Origin of the sequence: Pseudoalteromonas sp. UBA2102, assembly GCF_002331165.1 — a bacterium.
GTDB classification, from domain to species: Bacteria; Pseudomonadota; Gammaproteobacteria; order Enterobacterales; family Alteromonadaceae; genus Pseudoalteromonas; species Pseudoalteromonas atlantica.
In genome coordinates this window covers 16,506-35,922 of the sequence record NZ_DCYU01000115.1, presented here as the reverse complement: position 1 = coordinate 35,922, position 19,417 = coordinate 16,506, and the positions used below count along the sequence as shown (strand labels likewise).

General features: G+C 40.7%; 19 protein-coding genes. 14 read left to right on the top strand and 5 right to left on the bottom strand.

The genetic code is table 11. The features are described 5' to 3' along the window. Both B2R65_RS15585 and B2R65_RS15580 read left to right on the top strand, forming a co-directional pair. The coding region (locus B2R65_RS15585) for a VWA domain-containing protein (RefSeq protein WP_286744202.1) at positions 1–1,233 on the top strand (1,233 nt) is incomplete at its 5' end. Beyond that, a complete protein-coding gene (locus B2R65_RS15580; RefSeq protein ID WP_029773899.1) occupies positions 1,230–1,829 on the top strand; it encodes a class GN sortase in 600 nt (199 codons plus the stop codon). The genes B2R65_RS15585 and B2R65_RS15580, both read left to right, overlap by 4 nt. Here B2R65_RS15580 and B2R65_RS15575 read toward each other — a convergent pair. Next, positions 1,718–2,683 carry a DMT family transporter gene (locus B2R65_RS15575; RefSeq protein WP_004586115.1) on the bottom strand — a complete coding sequence of 322 codons (966 nt, stop codon included), beginning with the start codon at positions 2,681–2,683 and terminating at the stop codon, positions 1,718–1,720. The genes B2R65_RS15580 and B2R65_RS15575 overlap by 112 nt on opposite strands. Positions 2,684–2,799: 116 nt before the next feature. Between B2R65_RS15575 and proB the strand changes: the two genes are divergently transcribed. The 5 genes from proB (at position 2,800) to B2R65_RS15550 (ending at position 7,658) form a co-directional block, all read left to right on the top strand. Next, positions 2,800–3,903, top strand: coding sequence for a glutamate 5-kinase (gene proB, locus B2R65_RS15570; RefSeq protein WP_286744198.1), 1,104 nt, complete (start codon positions 2,800–2,802; stop codon positions 3,901–3,903). 374 nt (positions 3,904–4,277) lie between these two features. After that, positions 4,278–5,252 carry a GGDEF domain-containing protein gene (locus B2R65_RS15565; protein ID WP_024033165.1) on the top strand — a complete coding sequence of 325 codons (975 nt, stop codon included), beginning with the start codon at positions 4,278–4,280 and terminating at the stop codon, positions 5,250–5,252. 55 nt (positions 5,253–5,307) lie between these two features. Continuing rightward, positions 5,308–5,667: a glutathione S-transferase N-terminal domain-containing protein gene (locus B2R65_RS15560; RefSeq protein WP_004586118.1), complete on the top strand. Its 360-nt coding sequence runs from the start codon at positions 5,308–5,310 to the stop codon at positions 5,665–5,667. A gap of 45 nt (positions 5,668–5,712) precedes the next feature. Further along, complete coding sequence (gene gltX / locus B2R65_RS15555) at positions 5,713–7,197, top strand: glutamate--tRNA ligase (protein WP_024033164.1); 1,485 nt, start codon at positions 5,713–5,715, stop codon at positions 7,195–7,197. 161 nt (positions 7,198–7,358) lie between these two features. Beyond that, the gene (locus tag B2R65_RS15550) at positions 7,359–7,658 is read left to right on the top strand and encodes a hypothetical protein (RefSeq protein ID WP_024033163.1); all 300 of its coding nucleotides are present in this window, start codon (positions 7,359–7,361) and stop codon (positions 7,656–7,658) included. A 4-nt stretch (positions 7,659–7,662) separates the two neighbouring features. Here the strand turns inward: B2R65_RS15550 and B2R65_RS15545 are convergent, their stop codons facing one another. After that, positions 7,663–8,055 (bottom strand): hypothetical protein, encoded by a 393-nt coding sequence (locus B2R65_RS15545; RefSeq protein ID WP_264390022.1) that lies wholly within the window; start codon positions 8,053–8,055, stop codon positions 7,663–7,665. Between the two features lie 167 nt (positions 8,056–8,222). On the opposite strand from B2R65_RS15545, the gene B2R65_RS15540 reads away from it, so the two are divergent. From B2R65_RS15540 to B2R65_RS15530, 3 genes are all read left to right on the top strand, one after another. Continuing rightward, the gene (locus B2R65_RS15540) at positions 8,223–8,924 is read left to right on the top strand and encodes a DUF3581 domain-containing protein (RefSeq protein ID WP_055252813.1); all 702 of its coding nucleotides are present in this window, start codon (positions 8,223–8,225) and stop codon (positions 8,922–8,924) included. 327 nt (positions 8,925–9,251) lie between these two features. Beyond that, positions 9,252–10,502 (top strand): DEAD/DEAH box helicase, encoded by a 1,251-nt coding sequence (locus B2R65_RS15535; RefSeq protein ID WP_004586123.1) that lies wholly within the window; start codon positions 9,252–9,254, stop codon positions 10,500–10,502. Between the two features lie 55 nt (positions 10,503–10,557). Then, positions 10,558–11,583 carry a sensor domain-containing diguanylate cyclase gene (locus B2R65_RS15530; protein WP_055252815.1) on the top strand — a complete coding sequence of 342 codons (1,026 nt, stop codon included), beginning with the start codon at positions 10,558–10,560 and terminating at the stop codon, positions 11,581–11,583. Positions 11,584–11,611: 28 nt separating this feature from the next. Here the strand turns inward: B2R65_RS15530 and B2R65_RS15525 are convergent, their stop codons facing one another. After that, on the bottom strand, positions 11,612–12,568 hold the full coding sequence (locus B2R65_RS15525) for a methylenetetrahydrofolate reductase (protein ID WP_024033159.1): 957 nt from the start codon (positions 12,566–12,568) through the stop codon (positions 11,612–11,614). Between the two features lie 259 nt (positions 12,569–12,827). Here B2R65_RS15525 and B2R65_RS15520 point away from each other — a divergent pair, with 259 nt between their 5' ends. Then, positions 12,828–15,707: a M16 family metallopeptidase gene (locus B2R65_RS15520; RefSeq protein WP_273611611.1), complete on the top strand. Its 2,880-nt coding sequence runs from the start codon at positions 12,828–12,830 to the stop codon at positions 15,705–15,707. A gap of 87 nt (positions 15,708–15,794) precedes the next feature. Here the strand turns inward: B2R65_RS15520 and B2R65_RS15515 are convergent, their stop codons facing one another. Together B2R65_RS15515 and B2R65_RS15510 are read right to left on the bottom strand one after the other, a co-directional pair. Continuing rightward, on the bottom strand, positions 15,795–16,109 hold the full coding sequence (locus B2R65_RS15515) for a helix-turn-helix transcriptional regulator (protein WP_054982750.1): 315 nt from the start codon (positions 16,107–16,109) through the stop codon (positions 15,795–15,797). 1 nt (position 16,110) lies between these two features. Then, positions 16,111–16,518 (bottom strand): hypothetical protein, encoded by a 408-nt coding sequence (locus tag B2R65_RS15510; protein WP_054982749.1) that lies wholly within the window; start codon positions 16,516–16,518, stop codon positions 16,111–16,113. 297 nt (positions 16,519–16,815) lie between these two features. Here B2R65_RS15510 and B2R65_RS15505 point away from each other — a divergent pair, with 297 nt between their 5' ends. The 3 genes from B2R65_RS15505 to B2R65_RS15495 all read left to right on the top strand — a co-directional run bounded on the left by B2R65_RS15505 (position 16,816) and on the right by B2R65_RS15495 (position 19,411). Beyond that, positions 16,816–17,745, top strand: a complete 930-nt coding sequence (locus B2R65_RS15505) for a sensor domain-containing diguanylate cyclase (protein WP_273611610.1) — start codon at positions 16,816–16,818, stop codon at positions 17,743–17,745. 124 nt (positions 17,746–17,869) lie between these two features. Continuing rightward, entirely contained in the window at positions 17,870–18,688 is an 819-nt protein-coding gene (cysE, locus tag B2R65_RS15500; RefSeq protein ID WP_004586131.1) for a serine O-acetyltransferase, read from the top strand. A gap of 42 nt (positions 18,689–18,730) precedes the next feature. After that, positions 18,731–19,411 carry a hypothetical protein gene (locus B2R65_RS15495; RefSeq protein WP_273611609.1) on the top strand — a complete coding sequence of 227 codons (681 nt, stop codon included), beginning with the start codon at positions 18,731–18,733 and terminating at the stop codon, positions 19,409–19,411. Positions 19,412–19,417: the final 6 nt, after the last annotated feature.

Below are 19,417 nucleotides of genomic sequence, written 5' to 3'. Positions count from 1 at the left end.
TTTGGGCAATATACGGTTGCTTTAAATGAGCAAACGGGGGCTAATCGCGACTTTGTACTTGAGTTTAAACCGCTGCAAAAAGAAAGCGCACAAGCAGCATTTTTTACCCAGCAGTTTGAAAACGGCGACCGGTACGGGCTTGCTATGCTAATGCCGCCAGCAGATCACTTTACACAAACGCAGCGCCTACCTCGCGAAATGGTGTTTGTTGTAGATACCTCAGGCTCTATGCACGGGCAATCTATGGAGCAAGCTAAAAAGGCCCTGTTTTATGCGCTGTCTTTGCTTGATAGCGACGACAGTTTTAACATTATTGGCTTTGATAACGTGGTTACCCCCATGAGCGATAAACCCCTTATTGCTAGTGACTTTAACTTACGCCGCGCTGAGCGCTTTATTTATAGCCTAGAGGCCGACGGTGGTACCGAAATACAAGGTGCGCTTAATGCGGTACTTGATGGCAGCAGCTTTGAAGGCTTTGTACGCCAAGTGGTGTTTTTAACGGATGGCAGTGTGAGTAACGAAGATGCCTTATTTAAAAATATTCAGCGTAAATTGGGTGATAGCCGCTTATTTACTGTAGGCATTGGCAGTGCACCCAATAGCTTTTTTATGCGCCGCGCAGCTGATATAGGTAAAGGGTCATTTACGTTTATTGGCAGCACAAATGAGGTGCAGCCTAAAATGCAGCAGTTATTTGATAAGCTTGCTCATCCCGCTATCACTAATTTAGCACTTCGCGATGAAAGCACTCACAGTTTAGATTTTTGGCCATCACCTTTGCCTGATTTATATTTTGGCGAGCCAATAATGGTGGCTATAAAACTAAATGATACGAATCAAATTACGCTTAGTGGGCAAACCGCTCAAGGCCCTTTAAATATAAAGCTAAGCGCACAAAATAGCGCCAGCGCAAAAGGGATTGATAAGCTGTGGGCGCGCCAAAAAATTAAATCGTTACTTTTGTATAATGACCGTCAGTCAGTTAAAAGCGAGGTGCAGGGGCTGGCGCTCACACACCAACTACTGAGCCCGTTTACTGCTTTTATAGCTATTGAACACACTCAAATTAACGAGCCTGCAAAGCAAACGGCACTGGCTAAGAACGCAGCGCCACAAGGATTGGCTATGCGTTTACCACAAACCGATGGGCAAAGCCGACTGTACATATTGCTGGGCTGCATTATATTACTTGGCTATGGCGCGGTTAAAATAAACCGAGGGCTTAAATGAATAAGTGGCTAAGTGCGGGCTTATTAATCGCTGGGCTGGGGCTGTTTTCTCATGGTGCTTATATGCAAGCTAAGGCATGGCTTGCCCAAGTATTAATAGAGCAGGCCTGGCAAGAGGCACTTATTACGCCACACGCTCGTGTTAAACCGTGGTTTTACGCCGACAGCTTTGTAACCGCGCAGCTTAACTGGCCTGTGCATAATAAAGTGCTTAGCGTTTTAGCTGGGGCAAGTGGTCGTAATTTAGCATTTGCACCAAGCCATTTTTTACCAGGGGCAAAGCTTGGAGATAAACATGGCGGTGCGTTAATAGCGGGTCACAACGATACCCACTTTGCATTTTTAAAACACACCAAAGTGGGTGAAACGTTTACGCTGCAGCTGCAAAGCGGCGTAATACAGCATTATAAAGTGAAGGGGATTGAGGTTATTCATCAATCCCAGCAGGCGTTTTTACAAACCCCAGGCCTTTATTTATTAACCTGCTACCCTTTTGACTCGCTGGCATCGGGTACTGATTTAAGATGGCTTGTATCGGCTGAGTTGATAGGGTCATCGCCAGCGTCATTAAGCGGTATGTCTACCACCAGCTCTTGATGTCGTTGGCTTATCATCACCCCTGCAAAAACAACAAATATACTCACCCATTGCCAAAAATCGAGTACCTCACCCAAAATAATGGCCGATAAAATAAGCGTAAAAATAGGGATTAAATTTGAATAAGCCGCAGCCGTTAATACCGACACTTTGCCAATTGCATAGTTATACATACCATAGCCACCTAAGGTGACAAACGAGCCTAAATACAAAATGCTCATAAGGGCGGTTAGGTCATGCTGGTTTTCGCTGGGTAAGTCGATAAAAAATAAAAACGGTGCAAAAAACACACTGCCGCTTATGCCTTGTAAAGCAATTAGCGTTAACGGCGAGTAGCGATTGGCTAAGTGCTTAATGCTAATGGTGTAAAACGCCGCGCATACCATGGCCATAAGTTCTAAAAAGTTACCCAATAATGGATTAGGGGCCTGATCGGTATTTGGTGAAAGCAAAGTAAGTAAAATACTGCCGCCAATACACAGGGTAAACCCAATCACAATGGCTTTACTTATATACTCTTTAAGCATAAAAAACGCCATCAACGCCACAATAATAGGCAAACACGAAACAATAACTCCCGCCTGAGAGGCCGAGGTGTATTCCATTGCGTGGCCTTCAAATAAAAAGTACAAGCATGGCTCTGCGAGCGACATACCTAATAAGTACTTCCAATCGCCTTTTAAATACTCAAACCTAATTACATAACGCCATAAACACAGCGATAAAACTAAGGTGGTTAGCATTCGTAAAAATATAACAAGTGCAGGGTCGTAAACGGCAATAGCATACTTAAGTGCAATAAAGGAGCTACCCCATAAAAAGGTGGCAATAATTAGGCATAAACTGGCTGGCATAAATGAAATTTTATCAAATTAAATTAACGCCGATCCTAGCATGAATAATTTTAACTTGTTCAAAAATACCGAGCTGGTATAAGTTTATTTATCTTTCATTTTAATAGTAAATAATAATGCGTAGGGAACAGGTAATTGTTGTTAAGCTTGGTACAAGTGTACTAACCGGCGGCACCGATAAGTTAGATAAAGCCCATATGGTTGAGCTGGTTCGCCAATGTAGCGAACTTAAAAAGCAAGGCCACCAAGTTATATTAGTATCAAGTGGCGCGGTTGCTGCGGGTCGCGAACAACTTATTAAACCCTGTGGCCGCGGCCTAATAGATAAACAAATGTTGGCAGCCGTTGGGCAAGGTCAGCTTATACATATTTGGCAAAGCTTATTTGCCTTGTATGGCATAAACGTAGGGCAAATGCTGCTTACCCGTGCAGACGTAGATGACCGCGAACGCTATTTAAATGCGCGCGACACCTTAAATGCGTTATTAAGCCACGATGTGGTGCCTATTATTAATGAAAACGACGCGGTAGCAACCGCTGAAATAAAAGTAGGCGATAACGATAATTTATCGGCGCTGGTGGCTATTTTAGCTAATGCCAACAAGCTATTACTGCTTACCGATCAAGAAGGTTTATTTACCAGCGATCCGCGCACAAATACCGATGCAAAACTGATTGACGAAGTCACTCATATAAACGATGAGTTACGCCAACTGGCTGGTGGTAGCGGTACAAGTTTAGGCACCGGCGGTATGGCCACAAAACTACAAGCCGCCGACGTAGCAAGGCGCGCAGGGGTAGAGGTAATTATTGCAAAAGGCGCTGGCAACAACGTTATTTTAAGATGCATGAGTGAGCAATTACCCGGTACGCGGTTTTTAAAACTTACTGCGCCAAAAGATGGCCGTAAAAAATGGCTAATGGCTGGGCCTAAAAGTACCGGCCAAATTATGATTGATAAAGGGGCTATTTCGGCGCTACAAAACAAAGGGGCAAGCCTGCTGGCAAAAGGCATAACCAATGCGTTTGGCCGTTTTGAGCGGGGCGACTTAATAGATTTAATAGACGCCAACAACCAAGTTATTGCACGAGGGTTAACACGTTTTAATCAAGTTGAAGTAAATAAAATTAAAGGTGCTCATTCAGAGCAAATAGGTGAGCTACTCGACTTTGATAGTGGCGCTGTGGTGCTACACAGAGACGACTTAGTTTTGCTTTAGTTTTATTTAGCTTTTTTAAATAGCGCGTGTTGCGTATTGGTTATTAGTATTGCGGCCGTATATTCGGTATTTAAGCAAGGCAAAGCCTATGTTGTGTTTAGAATAACTGGTTGTACAAAAACATAAATACAAAGCATAAATACCAAACATAGGCTGTTTTAGGCTCTGCTGTATGTAAGTTATTAAATAATACCGAAGTAGTTATTGAGCTCACTAAGTTACAAAGCTCGCGATGCGAATTAATAACGCTTAGCTAAAACAAACTTTAATCCACATAGCTCAATGCGACCTAATTCAAAAGTATTGGTTAATTAATTAGCAAAGTTGATGATTTTGTCTAAACTGATTGAAGTTAAAACAGTTTAGGCAAACTAATGAAGGCAAACAATTGCGGGCACGAATGGATAATCAGTCTAACTCAGCAAGAAGAAGAAAGTGATTTAGATGCATCATTAGTGCAGATTATTGGCGACCTACTCGAAGTTGAAAATTTTGCTATTTATATTAATAAACACTTTAGTGCGCAATTACCGCCTACGCTAATAAACACCCACACCCGCCTTGAAGTATTAGAGTCTAACGAAGCCTTAGCGCTGCTTAATAAAGTAACCCAAAACAAAATAAGAGTAAGCCGTGCCTTAGGTGTAGTAACTACGTATGTGCCAGTGTATTACTTTGGTAAAGTAATTGGCATATTACTAATAGAAACCACAAAAGAGTTAGCGCAAACCACCACAATGCTCGCCGTGCATATTTTAAATATTTATGCCAACCAGCTAGGGCTATTACATAAATCGCGATTAGACCCTTTAACCGAGCTTTTAAATAGACAAACCTTTGATAAAAAAGTGATCGAAATTGTCTCAGGCAAAGGCTTTTTATTACCCCGTGATGATACCAACGAAAAGCGACGATGGTATTTAGCCATTGCAGATATCGATCACTTTAAACGCGTAAACGACAGCTACGGCCATGTAATAGGCGATGAAGTTATTTTACTTGTGGCGCGGCTGTTAAAAAATAACTTTAGGCTAGAAGACTACGTATTTAGGTATGGAGGCGAAGAGTTTGCGGTGTTATTTCAAACCAAAACCGAGGCACAAGCACATATAGCACTTAACCGTTTACGCTCAAATATTGCTGAGTATCCTTTTCCGCAAGTTGGGCAGCTTACAATAAGTATTGGCTTTTTAGAGCTGGCAAGTATTGATACTGTATCTAGTATCGTAAACCAAGCCGATATGGCGCTGTATCATTCTAAAAATAGCGGCCGTAATAAAGTGACCGCTTATAGCGAGCTTGAGGTAAATGAAGAAGTGACCACCGATAATAGTATTGAGCTTTTTTGATTGTAAATTTGTGCTAAAATCTGGCTCCTTAAATTGTTGTAGGCAGGCACAAAACATGAAATTCGTTCGTTGGTTTTTAGGTTGTATAATTTTATTCTTTAATTTTGTATTTACTCCTCGCAGTAAAAAGCGTGCAAGCGATGTGCAAGCGCAGCTTGATCAGCAAACCTCACAATTTAAACTTTATCAATTTAAAGCATGCCCGTTTTGCGTAAAAGTACGCCGTGCAATTAAGCGCGAAGGCTTAAAAATAGAAACGCGTGATGCAAAAAATAATCAACAATTTCGTCAAGAGCTGTTAGAGCAAGGCGGCAAAATTAAAGTGCCATGCCTTCGTATAGAAAAAAATGGCCAAGTAGAGTGGCTATACGAATCTAACGATATTATTGCTTACTTAAACAAAGTAGCGGCTTAAACGACCCCCTTAATTTTTATCTCACTTATTAAAAGAGACATTATCATGACAATCCGTACTCGTGTTGCCCCATCTCCAACAGGTGACCCGCATCTTGGCACCGCTTATATTGCTTTATTTAACTACTGTTTTGCTAAACAACAAGGCGGCGAGTTTGTGCTTCGTATTGAAGATACAGACCAAGTTCGTAGCACGCCAGAGTCAGAACAAGCGATTATGGATAGCTTACGTTGGTTAGGTCTTGAGTGGGATCATGGCCCTGACGTAGGTGGCGAATTTGGCCCTTACCGTCAATCAGAGCGTAGCGATTTATACAAAAAATACGCACACCAATTAGTTGAGCAAGGTAAAGCATTTTACTGTTTTGCAACCAGCGAAGAGCTTGACCAAATGCGTGAAGAGCAAATGGCAGAAGGTCTGCGCCCTAAATACGACGGCCGTGGCTTAAACCTCACCGAAGATGAAATTAAAGCAAACCTAGCCGCAGGCAAGCCTTACGTTATACGTATGAAAATACCAAGCGAAGGCACTTTTAAATTTAACGACTACCTACGCGACGAAATTGAGATCCCGTGGGAAAACGTAGACATGCAAGTGCTATTAAAAGCCGATGGATTCCCTACGTACTTTTTAGCAAACGTAGTGGATGACCACCACATGCAAATAAGCCATATTTTCCGTGGCGAAGAGTGGATTAACTCAGCACCTAAACTATTAAAACTTTACGAAGATTTAGGTTGGGAAGCACCTGTGCTAGGGCATTTACCACTACTGCGTAATCCAGATAAATCAAAGCTTTCTAAGCGTAAAAACCCAACTTCTATTAATTACTATAAAGAAATGGGTTACCTACCAGAGGCCGTGCTTAACTACTTAGGCCGTATGGGTTGGTCAATGCCAGATGAGCGTGAAAAATTCACTCTTAACGAGATGATTGAACACTTCGATATGAAGCGTGTATCACTTGGCGGCCCAGTATTTGATGTTGATAAGCTAAGCTGGTTAAACGGCATGTGGATCCGCGAAAACCTAACAGACGAAGAGCTTGTGCAGCGCTTTGTTGATTGGAAGTTTAATGGCGAAATGCTAGCTAAAGTATTACCAGAAGCTAAAACGCGCATTAATACGCTTTCGGACATGGTTGATTTAGCAGGACATTTTGTAGGCGGCATTCCAACTTACGACCCAGCACTGTTAACGGCGGGCAAAGCTGACGAAAACGTAATACGCCAAGCGCTACAGTTTTTTGTATGGCAGCTTGAAGGTTTACGTAGTTTTGATAAGCCAGCTATTTTTGCCATTGCAAAAGAAGTTGCTACATTCCACGAGCTTAAAATTAAAGACTTTTTAGAGCCAATATTTGTAGCAATCACGGGTAAAACGTCTTCAACGTCAGTACTTGATGCAATGGAAATTTTAGGCTCAGACTTATCACGTGCGCGTTTACGTGTAGCGCTTGCTCATTTAGGCATTTCTAAAAAGCAGGCTAAAAATATTGAGCGTGCGTACCGCACATACCCAAGTGCATAATCTTTAGTCATACTTTATAAAAAGCCGAGCTTATTAATTAAGCTCGGCTTTTTTGTTTCAGGCTGTTTGGCTATATGTCATCGCGTTTTGATATTGTTTAGCGCAAGCCGTGGCGCTTTAGCAAATGCTACAATGCTGTATGTAAATTAAAAGGAGGCAGTATGATTGCACCTGTAAAAAACAAAGCTTTATTTAGCAGTAATGCCTTTTCAATAAACCTAGTTACTTACCCTACACATCACAGTGTGATGAACCATATAGATCCAGTACAGCAAGGGCGCTACTACAAACTTAATTTTGTACTAGTAAAACCTAAAGCTGGTGGGGTTTTTAAATGCTCAAAATGCATTATTAATTGGTTTAACCGCGTGTATTTATTTAGACCCGACAAGTACGAGCATAGCGTATCTAAAATTGAGTCGGGAAAGCGCGTACTACTTAGCTTTGCGCTTAATATATAATTTATTAATAGTCGTAGGCCTGTCCGCTGCATAAAACAGACAGGTCACAATACGATACAGCGATTTCGCTACAAGAATTTATAGTAAAGGCGTTACCGCCTCTGCGCATTGCATCTGCTTTAAGTAAATCTATAGCATTTGATTTTAAGCGATTGTAGCTTATATTATTGTCGCCTCTACCGTCGCCATTGCAGCTTTCGCCTTCAATTCGGCCTAAAAGTGTGGCGCCACTTTCGTGTGCTTCTTGGTCGCTATAAAACTGTTGTAAATCTCGTTTTTTAACGTACGTACCAATTTCCTCAGATAAAACATCGTTATCTATATCGGTATGAAAAGTCACGCTAGAACATCCAGCCAAAGTAGTGAGTACGCTTATTACTGCAAAAACACGTAACATAATAATTAGTCCCTTATTTAGTTTGGTACCTAAATTACTAACTAAAACAGGTGTGTGCAACATTTACTCTTAAGTTAATTGTATGAATTTGTAAGTGATTCGACCTCTCTTTAAATTTTTTCTGGTAGTATGGGCAGGTTATAAGCAGTTTAAGCAGTGAACAATCTATGTTAAGTCCTTACTTTCAGCAGCATGCTGATTATGTTTCTATCTCTCGTGAGCAAGGGTGTCGTTTCGCAAAGTGCGTTGCCGATGATTACAACCCACTTCATGACAAAGATGCCAAAAAGTTTTGCGCGCCAGGAGACTTACTTTTTTCTTTAGTGTTAGACCGCTACGGTATAAGTGAGCGAATGGAATTTACCTTTGCCGGTATGGTTGATGAAAACACCAAACTTAATTTCCCAGAAGGGGATGATGAGTTTGATGTAACCAACGGCGACAAAGTAATTTTAAAGGTAAAACGCGAAGGTAAAACCAGCAAATGCCCAACACTTACTAATAGCTTAATAAAAAATTATGTTGAGTTTTCTGGTGCTGCATTTCCGCACGTAATTATTCCGCTAATGGGTAAGCAAGATGTAATGATTAACCCAGCGCGCCCTATGGTTATTTACGAGTCGATGATCATTAACCTTGATAACATTAATATTCAAGCACCAACCCTTGAGTTTGCTGAGCCAAGTTTTGAGTACACGGGTAAGCGCGGCAAAATTACCTTGCGCTTTAATTTACTAGAAAACGGCGAAAAAGTGGGTTTTGGTGAAAAGCACATGGTGGTGTCGGGTATTCGTGAATACTGCCAAGCAACGGTCGATGACTTAATCGCATTTTATAATGAGCGAAAAGCCACCTTAAAACCGGTTTAAAACGTTATTAAATTATAATACCAATCCGCAATAATACTTAATCATTTTTAGGGGCTAAAAGTGTTGCTATCTGCGTTAAAAAATTCTCATTTAGAACAACTAAATAGCGAATTTTTTGCCTAGCTATCAACACGTTTATCTGTCCTCAAAATAGATCACTTAATTAAGCGGATTGGTATAAAAAAGGCGCTAAATACATTGTTATTTAGCGCCTTTTTTATTGGTGTAGGAAATACAACTAAGCTCAATACTTTTCTGAGCTGGTTAATTTACGCAGTACCGTAATATGCGTACAATAGCGCTCTTTGTTATTTTAAAGCTAAGCCTATGTCTGCCACATCGTTCTCATCTCTTAAACTCGATTCGTTATTACTAACCGCAATTGAGCAAAATAATTACACCACGCCTACCGCAATTCAGGTTAAAACTATTCCGCACATATTAGCGGGCAGCGATGTAATGGGCAGCGCGCAAACAGGCACCGGTAAAACAGCCGCCTTTGTATTACCACTACTACATAAGCTTTTAAATACACCAAAAAAAGATGAGCCAGGCATAGCTCGAGTGGTTATTTTAACGCCCACGCGTGAGCTTGCTCAGCAAGTGTTTGCAAGCTTTGAAAAATACGCTCAAGGCACAAATATTCAAGGCGCTTTAGCGTATGGCGGTGCAAGTATTGGCCCGCAAATTAAAGCGCTTAAAACGGCGCAAGTGATAGTCGCAACGCCTGGGCGTTTACTTGATCATATTGTTAAAGGCAGTGTGGTGCTTTCAAGTGTTGATTCGTTAGTATTTGATGAAGCCGACCGCATGCTGGATATGGGCTTTATTGATGAAATAAAACGTATTTTGCGCCACATTCCAGGCGATCGCCAAACCTTATTGTTCTCAGCCACATTCGATGACAGCGTGTTTGAGCTGAGTAAAAAGCTACTTAAAAACCCCGAGCTAATTGAAGTTGATAAACGTAACTCAGCCGCGGTTGAAGTAGAGCAAGTTATTTACGCAGTTGATGAAGAGCGAAAGCGCGAGCTTGTATCACACATGATTGGCATGAAAAATTGGCGCCAAGTACTTATATTTACACGTACCAAACAAATGGCCGATAAACTTGCCAAAGAAATGTGTAAAGACGGCTTAAAAACTGAGTCTATCCATGGCGATAAATCACAAGGTGCACGCGACCGTGCATTACAAAACTTTAAAGAAGGCACAACGCGGGTTTTAGTTGCGACCGATGTAGCTGCCCGCGGTTTAGATATTCCAGCGCTTAAATACGTAATAAACTTTGAGCTACCTTACATAGCAGAAGATTACGTACACCGAATTGGCCGTACGGGGCGCGCTGGCGAGCAAGGCCTTGCCATGTCGCTGGTAAGTATTGACGAGCAGTGGTTACTGGAAGAAATTGAAGTACTACTGGATACCCGTTTAGCACCACAATGGCTAGAAGGTTACGAGCCTGATTTAAACAAGCCCCCTAAAGATAACCGTAAAAACACCAACAAAGCGCGTAAAGATCGCGATAAAAAGCGCATTACCGGGCAAAGAGCACCAAGTAAACGCCGCAGAAAGTAGCCTTAAACATATTTATTTGGCTATACTAAGGCCATTAAATAGCTGAGGTATAGTTATGTTTGAAACAGATCAATGGGCGTTTTCTGGTGTCGATGGCCAAATATCATTACATAAATGGCAAAAAACCATTGATCTTATTACGGGGCTTTTTTCGGCTCCCTCTGGTTATATAGTTCAGGCTACTAGTAAAGGTTATCGTGTAGTTATTAGAGCTAATGAAGGTGGCTCACACTTTGAAACCAACCCTATACTCCCTCCCGAAACTCCCTTATTTTGTAAATATGTAGCCGAAAACAACAACACTTTGTATGTTAGCGATACCCGCAGCGATACGCAGTGGAATACCATGCCCGAGGTTATTGAAGATGGCGTTGAATCCTACCTGGGCTTGCCAATTCACTGGCCTGAAGGTGAAGTATTTGGCACCTTGTGTTTAAAAGATTCAAAAAAAACCAGTTATACCGATGAATATTTTGAGCTAATAGAGCAGCTTCGTGATTTAATTGAAGACGATTTAGCCCTTATTTATAGCTTTGAGCAAATGCGCGAAATAGCCATGCTCGACCCGCTTACCAATATTTATAATCGCCGTGCACTTAGCTTACTTGCCCAACACAAACTTAATTTAGCGCTGCGTTTAGGTTTTGATGTGTGTTGCTTGTTTATTGATGTAAACGACTTTAAAAAACTAAACGACACTTATGGCCATGAAATAGGCGATCAAGCGTTAATCCTCTTAGCAAATACCTTAAAAACACATTTAAGAGAGGCTGATATAGTAGGGCGTTTAGGCGGCGATGAATTTGTAGCTGTGATGCAAATTAGTGATAGAAGTAAGCTTAGCCATATTATTGATAAAATAAAAATTGAGTATAAAAACGCACTATTAGAAAACAACGTGTGCGCGCTGACACTCAGCATAGGCGAAAGTTTTACTAATAAACAAAAGCAACCTTTTGATACGTTATTAAATTTGGCCGATCACCAAATGTATAAAAATAAACAAGCGTACAAATTGGCTAAAAAGCATAATAATAAAAGTAATACACTTAAACATAGCAACAAAAAAGCAAGCCATTAGGCTTGCTATAAACGGGGATAATTAGGCTTTAAGCGATTTGTTTTTCGGCTAGGTTTAATTCCATAATGGCTTTTAATAAACGGTATAAGTTTATTGATGCGTCAATTTCTTCTTTACGGTTTGTTAAGCTTTCAATATTTAAGCCCAGTGGCACATCTAGGTGCGCACAACTTTTGAGTATTAGGTCGAGATTTTCTCGGCAAATACGTACAGATTCACTTAAGGTATTGTCTGCATCAAGCATGCGCCATTTAGTGGCCTCTGGCACTGAGATACCCAACCATTGCATAAACTCTAAGGTTTTATCGCCACCGCATGGCGTAAACGTTAAAATAATCCGTTTTGGTGTAATACCTTGTGCTTTACAGGTACGCGCATAACTTGTTATTAGCTCTATAGTTGCTTGCGCGTCGTAAACCGCTTGCGATATAAAAAACTGACAACCTTGTGCTGTTTTTTCTATAAGGCGTTCGTGCTCATTTCGCTTACTTGAATGTCGCTCAGCAATGGTGACGCCCCCTAAAAAGAAGTCATCACTTTGCTCTGCAAGCGTTTTATAGGCATCGGGCAAGCTTAGTTTTATATCACCTACCGATGAGGGGCTACCCACTAAAACGACATTTTTTAAATCGTAGTCGTTTTTAGTTTCATCCAACCAGCCTTTAAATTCCTCTACACCACGTTGTGCCACACTTTTGTAAGTAATGACATCTGGAGCAGATAAATTACGTAGTAAGTGGCTGTATTCACGTGGGTCTACAGTTTGTTTAAACGGAAATGGGCGTGCTTTATCTGTACGGCTACTTTCATCTTGAATGTCGTAAATTATCACGCCGTCGTATTCAATTTCGTGTAAGCGAGCAAGTAGTTTTTCTGCAATGATTTTTAGTTGCGCTTTATCAGTACCAATTTTAGGTGGAGTAGTACCAATAAGATAAACACCTTGATTGGTGTCTTCTATTTTTTCTTGTAGTGATAAAGCCATAATCCTCATTCCAGCTTAGTCCAATGTATGTAATTCAATATAACAGCCATTTAGACGTCTAGATAGATTTATTTAATGAAAGTTTTTCAATCAACTTGAGTTTTTTTCATACTTAAATGTTTTTAAAATAGGGAATTGACACAGTTGTTTACATTATAAATAGCCGATGGGCTCTTATATTTAGTGGCTTTGGGGCATAATTTAAGCGAGTTAGCATTAAACCTAATAACAAATTTGCTCAATTTAAAAAGGGACAACAATGAAATTTAAATTACTAGCAACAAGCTTAGCGGTATCGCTGGCACTAACAGGCTGCGCAACACAGCAAAGCGAAAACACCCAAACGGCACAACAACAGCAAACAACAAAAGCTGACGAACGTGTATTTTCGCAAGAGTACTTAATCGAAGAGCTTGATAACGGCTTACGTGTAATGGTTGTTAAAACCGATTACCCCGATGTCGTCTCGCTGCAAATTCCGGTATCGGTTGGCTCACGTAATGAAGTAAAAGCAGGTAAAACCGGTTTTGCTCACTTTTTTGAGCACATGATGTTTAAAGGCTCTAAAAAATTTCCGCAAGAGGAATACACTGCCATATTTAAAAATGCAGGGGTCGATAACCGTGCTTACACCACTAACGATTACACAAACTACCATTTAAACTTTTCAAAGCAGCACCTTGATAAAGTACTTGAAATTGAAGCCGATATTTTTCAAAACTTAACCTACACCGAAGAGCAATTTAGAACCGAAGCGCTAACGGTTAAAGGGGAATATTTAAAAAATAACGCCAGCCCAATTCGTAAGTTATTGAGCGCAGTACGCGAAGAAGCGTTTGATACGCACACTTATAAACATACCACCATGGGCTTTTTTGAAGATATAGAAGCCATGCCAGATCAAATGGCTTACGGTAAAGAATTTTTTGATAAGTTTTATAAGCCTGAATATGTATCGCTAGTGATTGTGGGCGATGTTGACCCACAAGCTACAATGGCTATGGTTAAAAAACATTGGGGTGGCTGGAAAAAAGGCGATTACGTTGCTGATATAAAAGCCGAGCCTGCACAACAAGTGCCTAAATATGTACATGAGAAAAACGAAGGTTTGCCTGGTCATTGGTTGCTTGTATCTTACAAGGGGGCTGCATGGGAGCCTGCTAAAAAGGACAGAGCCGCACTTGATTTAATCTCACAGCTTTATTTTTCTAATAACTCCGATTTATACCAAGAGCTAGTCGTTGATAAACAAATAGCGAGTCAAATGTTTACCTACAATCCAGAGACAAAAGATCCTGGCTTACTGCATGTGTTTGTAAAAGTAGAAAACGAAGATGATTTAGCAAAAGCACGCGATGCTATTAACCGCACTTATGCAAAAGCACGTACCGAACTTGTTGATGAGCAAAAACTAAGTGATTTAAAGTCTAACCTTAAATACAGCTTTATTAACGGCTTAGACTCATCGCAAGCGATTGCATCAACCCTTGCAAGTTACATGCATTTTGAGCGCGACCCAGAGGTTATTAACCAGCTTTATAAATCGGCCGACAACATCACAGCCCAAGACATTAAAGCTGTGGCTAATAAATATTTTGTAGATGACGCGCGTACTACCGTAACTATGTCGGCACTTGATAAAGCGCCAGGCTTTGAACAAGAAACAAGCTTAAACGCATTAGTCGCTAAGCGTGATAAAGCGCCAGAGGCACCCGTATTTAAAGTGCTTGATAAAACGAATAGCTCACCGCTGATTGATGTAAACTTTCTATTCAATACAGGGGCTGCTGCAGACCCGCAAGGTAAAAAAGGGGTTGCTGCGCTCACAGCCGCTATGCTTGCTCAAGGTGGCTCGCAAAGTACGAGTTACAAAGACATACAAAAAGCGCTTTATCCGCTTGCTGGCAGCTTTGGTTATCAAATAGATAAAGAAATGCTGTCATTCCAAGGGCGTATTCATAAAGATAACGCTGCCACATGGTATGCGCTTGTAAGCGATCAATTACTTAACCCAGGTTTTAGAGACGATGACTTTAAACGCCTTAAAAAAGAAATGATCGACGGTATTAAGTCGGGATTAAAAGCCTCTAACGATGAAGAGCTAGGTAAAGAAGTGCTTTACAGCGCACTTTACAAAGGCCACCCATACGAAAGCTACAATTACGGTGATATTTCGGATTTAGAAGCACTAACGCTTGATGATGTAAAAGCATTTTACAATACAGAGCTTACCCAATCTAAACTAACACTGGGTTTAATTGGCGCTGTGCCAAAAGCGCTTAAAACCGAAATTATGAGCGACTTAGCAACCTTACCTAAAGGCGAGCAAAGCCGTTTAAGTATTCCTGATGCGCCAGAGCTCAAAGGTCACCATGCCACGATTGTAGAAAAGTCGGCGCAATCTACCGCGGTATCGTTTGGTTTCCCAATTGATACTATTCGCAGTAGTGAAGATTGGACAGCCCTTTGGCTGGTGCGTTCGTACTTTGGTGAGCACCGTAGTTCTAACTCATACCTGTATGAGCGAATTCGTCAAACACGTGGTATGAACTACGGCGATTACGCCTACATTGAGTACTTCCCACGTGGCATGTTTCAAACTAAGCCTGATGCCAACTTAGGGCGCTCTGAGCAAATATTCCAAATTTGGTTACGCCCGCTGCGCTCTAATAACGATGCACACTTTGCAACACGTACCGCTTTGTTTGAGCTGGATAAGCTTATTAAAAATGGCTTAACCGAAAAAGACTTTGAAGCAACACGTAACTTTTTAATTAACTACGTACCGCAGCTTGTCGCAAGTCAAAACCGCCAATTAGGTTATGCACTTGATAGTGAGTTTTATAACACAGAGTCGTTTGTAAAATACGTGACAAGTAAACTTGAAAAGCTAACGCTTGCTGATGTTAATCGCGTGATTAAAGATAATCTGCAAACAGATAACGTACAGTACGTGTTTATTACCGGTGACGGCGAAGACATGAAAAAACGTTTAGTGTCAGAGCAAACATCGCCAATGGTTTACAACACAGAAAAACCAGCAGCGCTTGTTGCTGAGGATAAAGTCATTGCCGATTATAAATTAGCTATTCCAGCTAACAACATTGAAGTAATAGCTGTTGAAAAAGTGTTTCAGTAATTAATCTCTTTTTCTAACATATAAAAAATGCCCCAGTGCTTATAGCCTGGGGCATTTTTATTTAATTAGTGCTATTAAAGCGTAATATTAGTTAGTCGCTAAAAGCACTGAGCCTGCGCCTAGAGCAAAGCTTATTAAGGAACTAATAACCACTCCCGCTAAAAAGCTTTTAGTTGGCGTACTTTTAACGTCATTATTTATAGGCTCATCAAGTTTAATTAGCTCGCCTTGGCGTACTTCAAGTACCGCGCAAAGCGCCATAGTGGTTTCTTTAGAAGCGGCGCCTTCTTTTTCGACCCGTTGAATGGTCCGCAAACTTACATCGCAGGCATCTGCGAGCTGTTGCTGCGTCCAATCTAACTTACTTCTAAGCGATTTAACTGTTGTAGGATTTAATTGCACGTTAAAGCTTCCCTACAAATAGTTCAACAATTGTTGCCGTTGTATAGCCAAACACCGCGCCACCTAATGTACAGCCAGCAAGAAAAAATGCTGCTTTTTTAGGATCGTCTGAAAGACTACTTTGAACTTGTTTGGCTATCACACTGCTATTTTTATAAAGAGTGCACTCCAGACGCCCCGTAAGTATATTAAGCATGTCAAATTTTACTTGGTACTGTGAGCCCTCAAAAGCAAAAGAGTGCGTGCTTGCACAGTAGATATTTCGTTTTTTACTGAATAGGTCATCGTTTACAAAGACTTCTTCTTTACCAGTAAAGTAGCTTCCAAAACAGGCTATTTGATTGTCGCCATCTTGAAAGTAAAATTTATAACCAAGCTTTTTTGTATTTAATATATCGTTTTTCATCATCGTTATCCTTGTTGAGTTGATGATGCTAATTTAGCGTTTGTTTTTATTTTTTACGCCGTCAGTAGTATGCCAGTAGCTAGTTTGGCATATGACAGTAACCCTGTCATGCTACTTTAGTATCTGATTTTTAATGTAAAAGTAAAATTTTTTATATTTTTTATAGACTACTTAGCTGTCATACGGAGTATTACTTCACATTGATAAATTATGCAACTAACGTGAAGTAAAGTAACAATGTTGTGTTAAAAAATTGTTATTGATTATACTGATTAACAACAAAGCTAAAATGGAAAGCTCGTGATTGACGATAAAGCGTTTTTTAAGTTGGTACTAGATACCACGCCCGACCAAGTAGTGGTTATTAATTCTAACGGCGACATAGTCTATATAAACCGAAGCTGGCAAAACTTTGGTGAGCAAAACGACTGTGCCTGCTGTGATATGTGGGAGCAGCAAAATTACTTAGCAGAGTGTGAAAAAGCTGCTAAAAAAGGAGATAGCTTTGGTTTAAAGGCATTTAACGGCATTAAATCAGTTATTTCGGGGGCTAATGACGACTTCTATTTAGAATATCCATGCCATAGTGAAGATGAAAAACGTTGGTTTATGATGCGAGTAGTGTCGTTTAGCCATACAGATAAAGCGTATTACGCTATTAGTCATCAAAATATTACCGAGCGTAAACTGGCTGAAGAACAAGTACAAAAACTTGCCGCTATTGATGGCTTAACTGATATTGCTAACCGAGGCTTTTTTGATACCTTTTTAGAGCAAGAGTGGAATCGTTGTCAGCGTTTAGGTATGCCGCTTTCGTTGGCTATTATTGATATAGATGATTTTAAATTACTCAATGATACTTACGGCCACCAACAAGGCGATACATGCTTAAAAAGGGTGGCAAAAGTACTCAATGAATTTACTAAACGCCCAGGTGATTTATGTGCCCGTTTTGGTGGTGAAGAGTTTGTATTAGTGTATGGAAATACAAATTCAGATCAGGCCTTGTTAGTATTGAACGATATTTTAGAAAAATTAAAACAGTTAAACATTGAAAATAAACATTCATTACCAAGCAGAACCCTTACAGTGAGTGTAGGCCTCACTACTATTACACCTAATAGTGACTTTACCTGTGCGTATTTAATCAAAGAAGCAGACTATTTACTTTATAAAGCAAAAGATAAAGGAAAAGATGCTTTGTGTGTGAGTGATTTAGCACTCATATAATTTTTTTACTCTTAGTTATACCTAATAACCAGAACAAATAACTAAGGCGTTAACACCTTAGGCTTTAAATCCGTTAAACTTAGGAAAAGGCTCTTTTTATATCAATTTAAGGCAGTGTAGTATTATGCGTCATGAAATTTGGCAACAGCTTCGTAGTGAAGCGAATGAAGTTGTAACTCGCGAACCACTTTTAGCAAGTCATGTGTATTCATGCATTTTAAATCATGAGTGTTTAGGTTCGGCGTTAAGCTTTATTGTTGCTAATAAGTTGGCAGATGCTGTTGTATCGGCTTTTACAATACGTGAGTTGTTTGACCAAGCGTTTGTAAAGTGCGACCGTATGCTTACCTATGTGGCCGAAGATATTAAAGCCGTTAAAGACAGAGACCCGGCAGCCGAAACCTACCTTACGGTTATTTTAAACCTAAAAGGGTTTCATGCTATTCAAGCGCATCGTTTAGCTAACTGCTTGTGGCAGCAAAACCGTAAAGAGCTTGCTCGTTTTATTCAAAGCCGAACCTCAGAAGTGTTTGGGGTTGATATTCACCCTGCGTGTCAGGTGGGTAAAGGGATAATGTTTGACCACGCCACCGGTATTGTTATTGGTGAAACGGCGGTAATTGAAGATAACGTATCAATACTGCAATCGGTCACGCTTGGTGGTACGGGTAACGAGCAGGGCGACCGTCATCCTAAAATTAGAGCCGGTGTGCTTATTGGTGCAGGCGCTAAAGTGCTGGGTAATATTGAAGTAGGCGAGGGCGCACGTATTGGCGCAGGTTCAGTCGTTTTAACTGCGGTACCGCCACATACCACCGCTGTAGGCGTACCGGCTAAAATTATTGGCAGACCGGATTGTCCGTGTCCGGCGCAAAGTATGAACCAAAACTTTTTAACCACTCCAGAGCCTGAAAACGAATCACACACCAGCGCCATGCTGTAATAGCAGCCTGTATAAATAAAAATAATTTTAAAAGGAATTAAAATGAACAAAAATAGCTTATTAACACTAGGGATAGGATTTATTGCGGGTGTAGGTTTAACGTGGAGCTACTTTAATTTATCTTCAAGTGACGCAAACCCCGCAAAGTTACAACATGCTGATACAAAGCAGCAGGCACCTTTTGTTCAGCCAGTTAAAAGCAGTGAAGCAACAGCAAAGCGTGTTATACCAGCAGCCCCTGAGCAAAGCGCTCGTATAGAGCAAAAAGATAATCCCCCTAAACCAGAACCACAACCGCTAGATGAGCTTCCTTTAGAAGAGCAAGTATCGCAGCTTAAACAGCAATTAGCAGCGCAAAAAGCCTTGATGAAAAACGCGGCGCAGCAGCTGCGTGACCCCTCTGATGCACAAGCCGTTTTGCAAGCGCAATTTGATGAGCAAATACGTAATGAAGAGTGGGCTTATCAAACAGAAGTAGCTTTACAAGATTTTTTACTTACCTCTGATCTAAGCTCTATCCCAGAGATTGTTAGTGCAGCGTGTAAAACCACCGTATGTAAATTTGAACTTGCTGCACCTACTGATAACGACTCGTTTGATCATACCCAATGGCGAGAGCTAAACGATAAGTTAATGAAGCAAGAGTTTTGGTTGCAATTTAAAAGAACAACCTCAACGTCAAGCGACACCGAACTAACCTTACTAATGGCCACAGAGCTTTAACTGAAA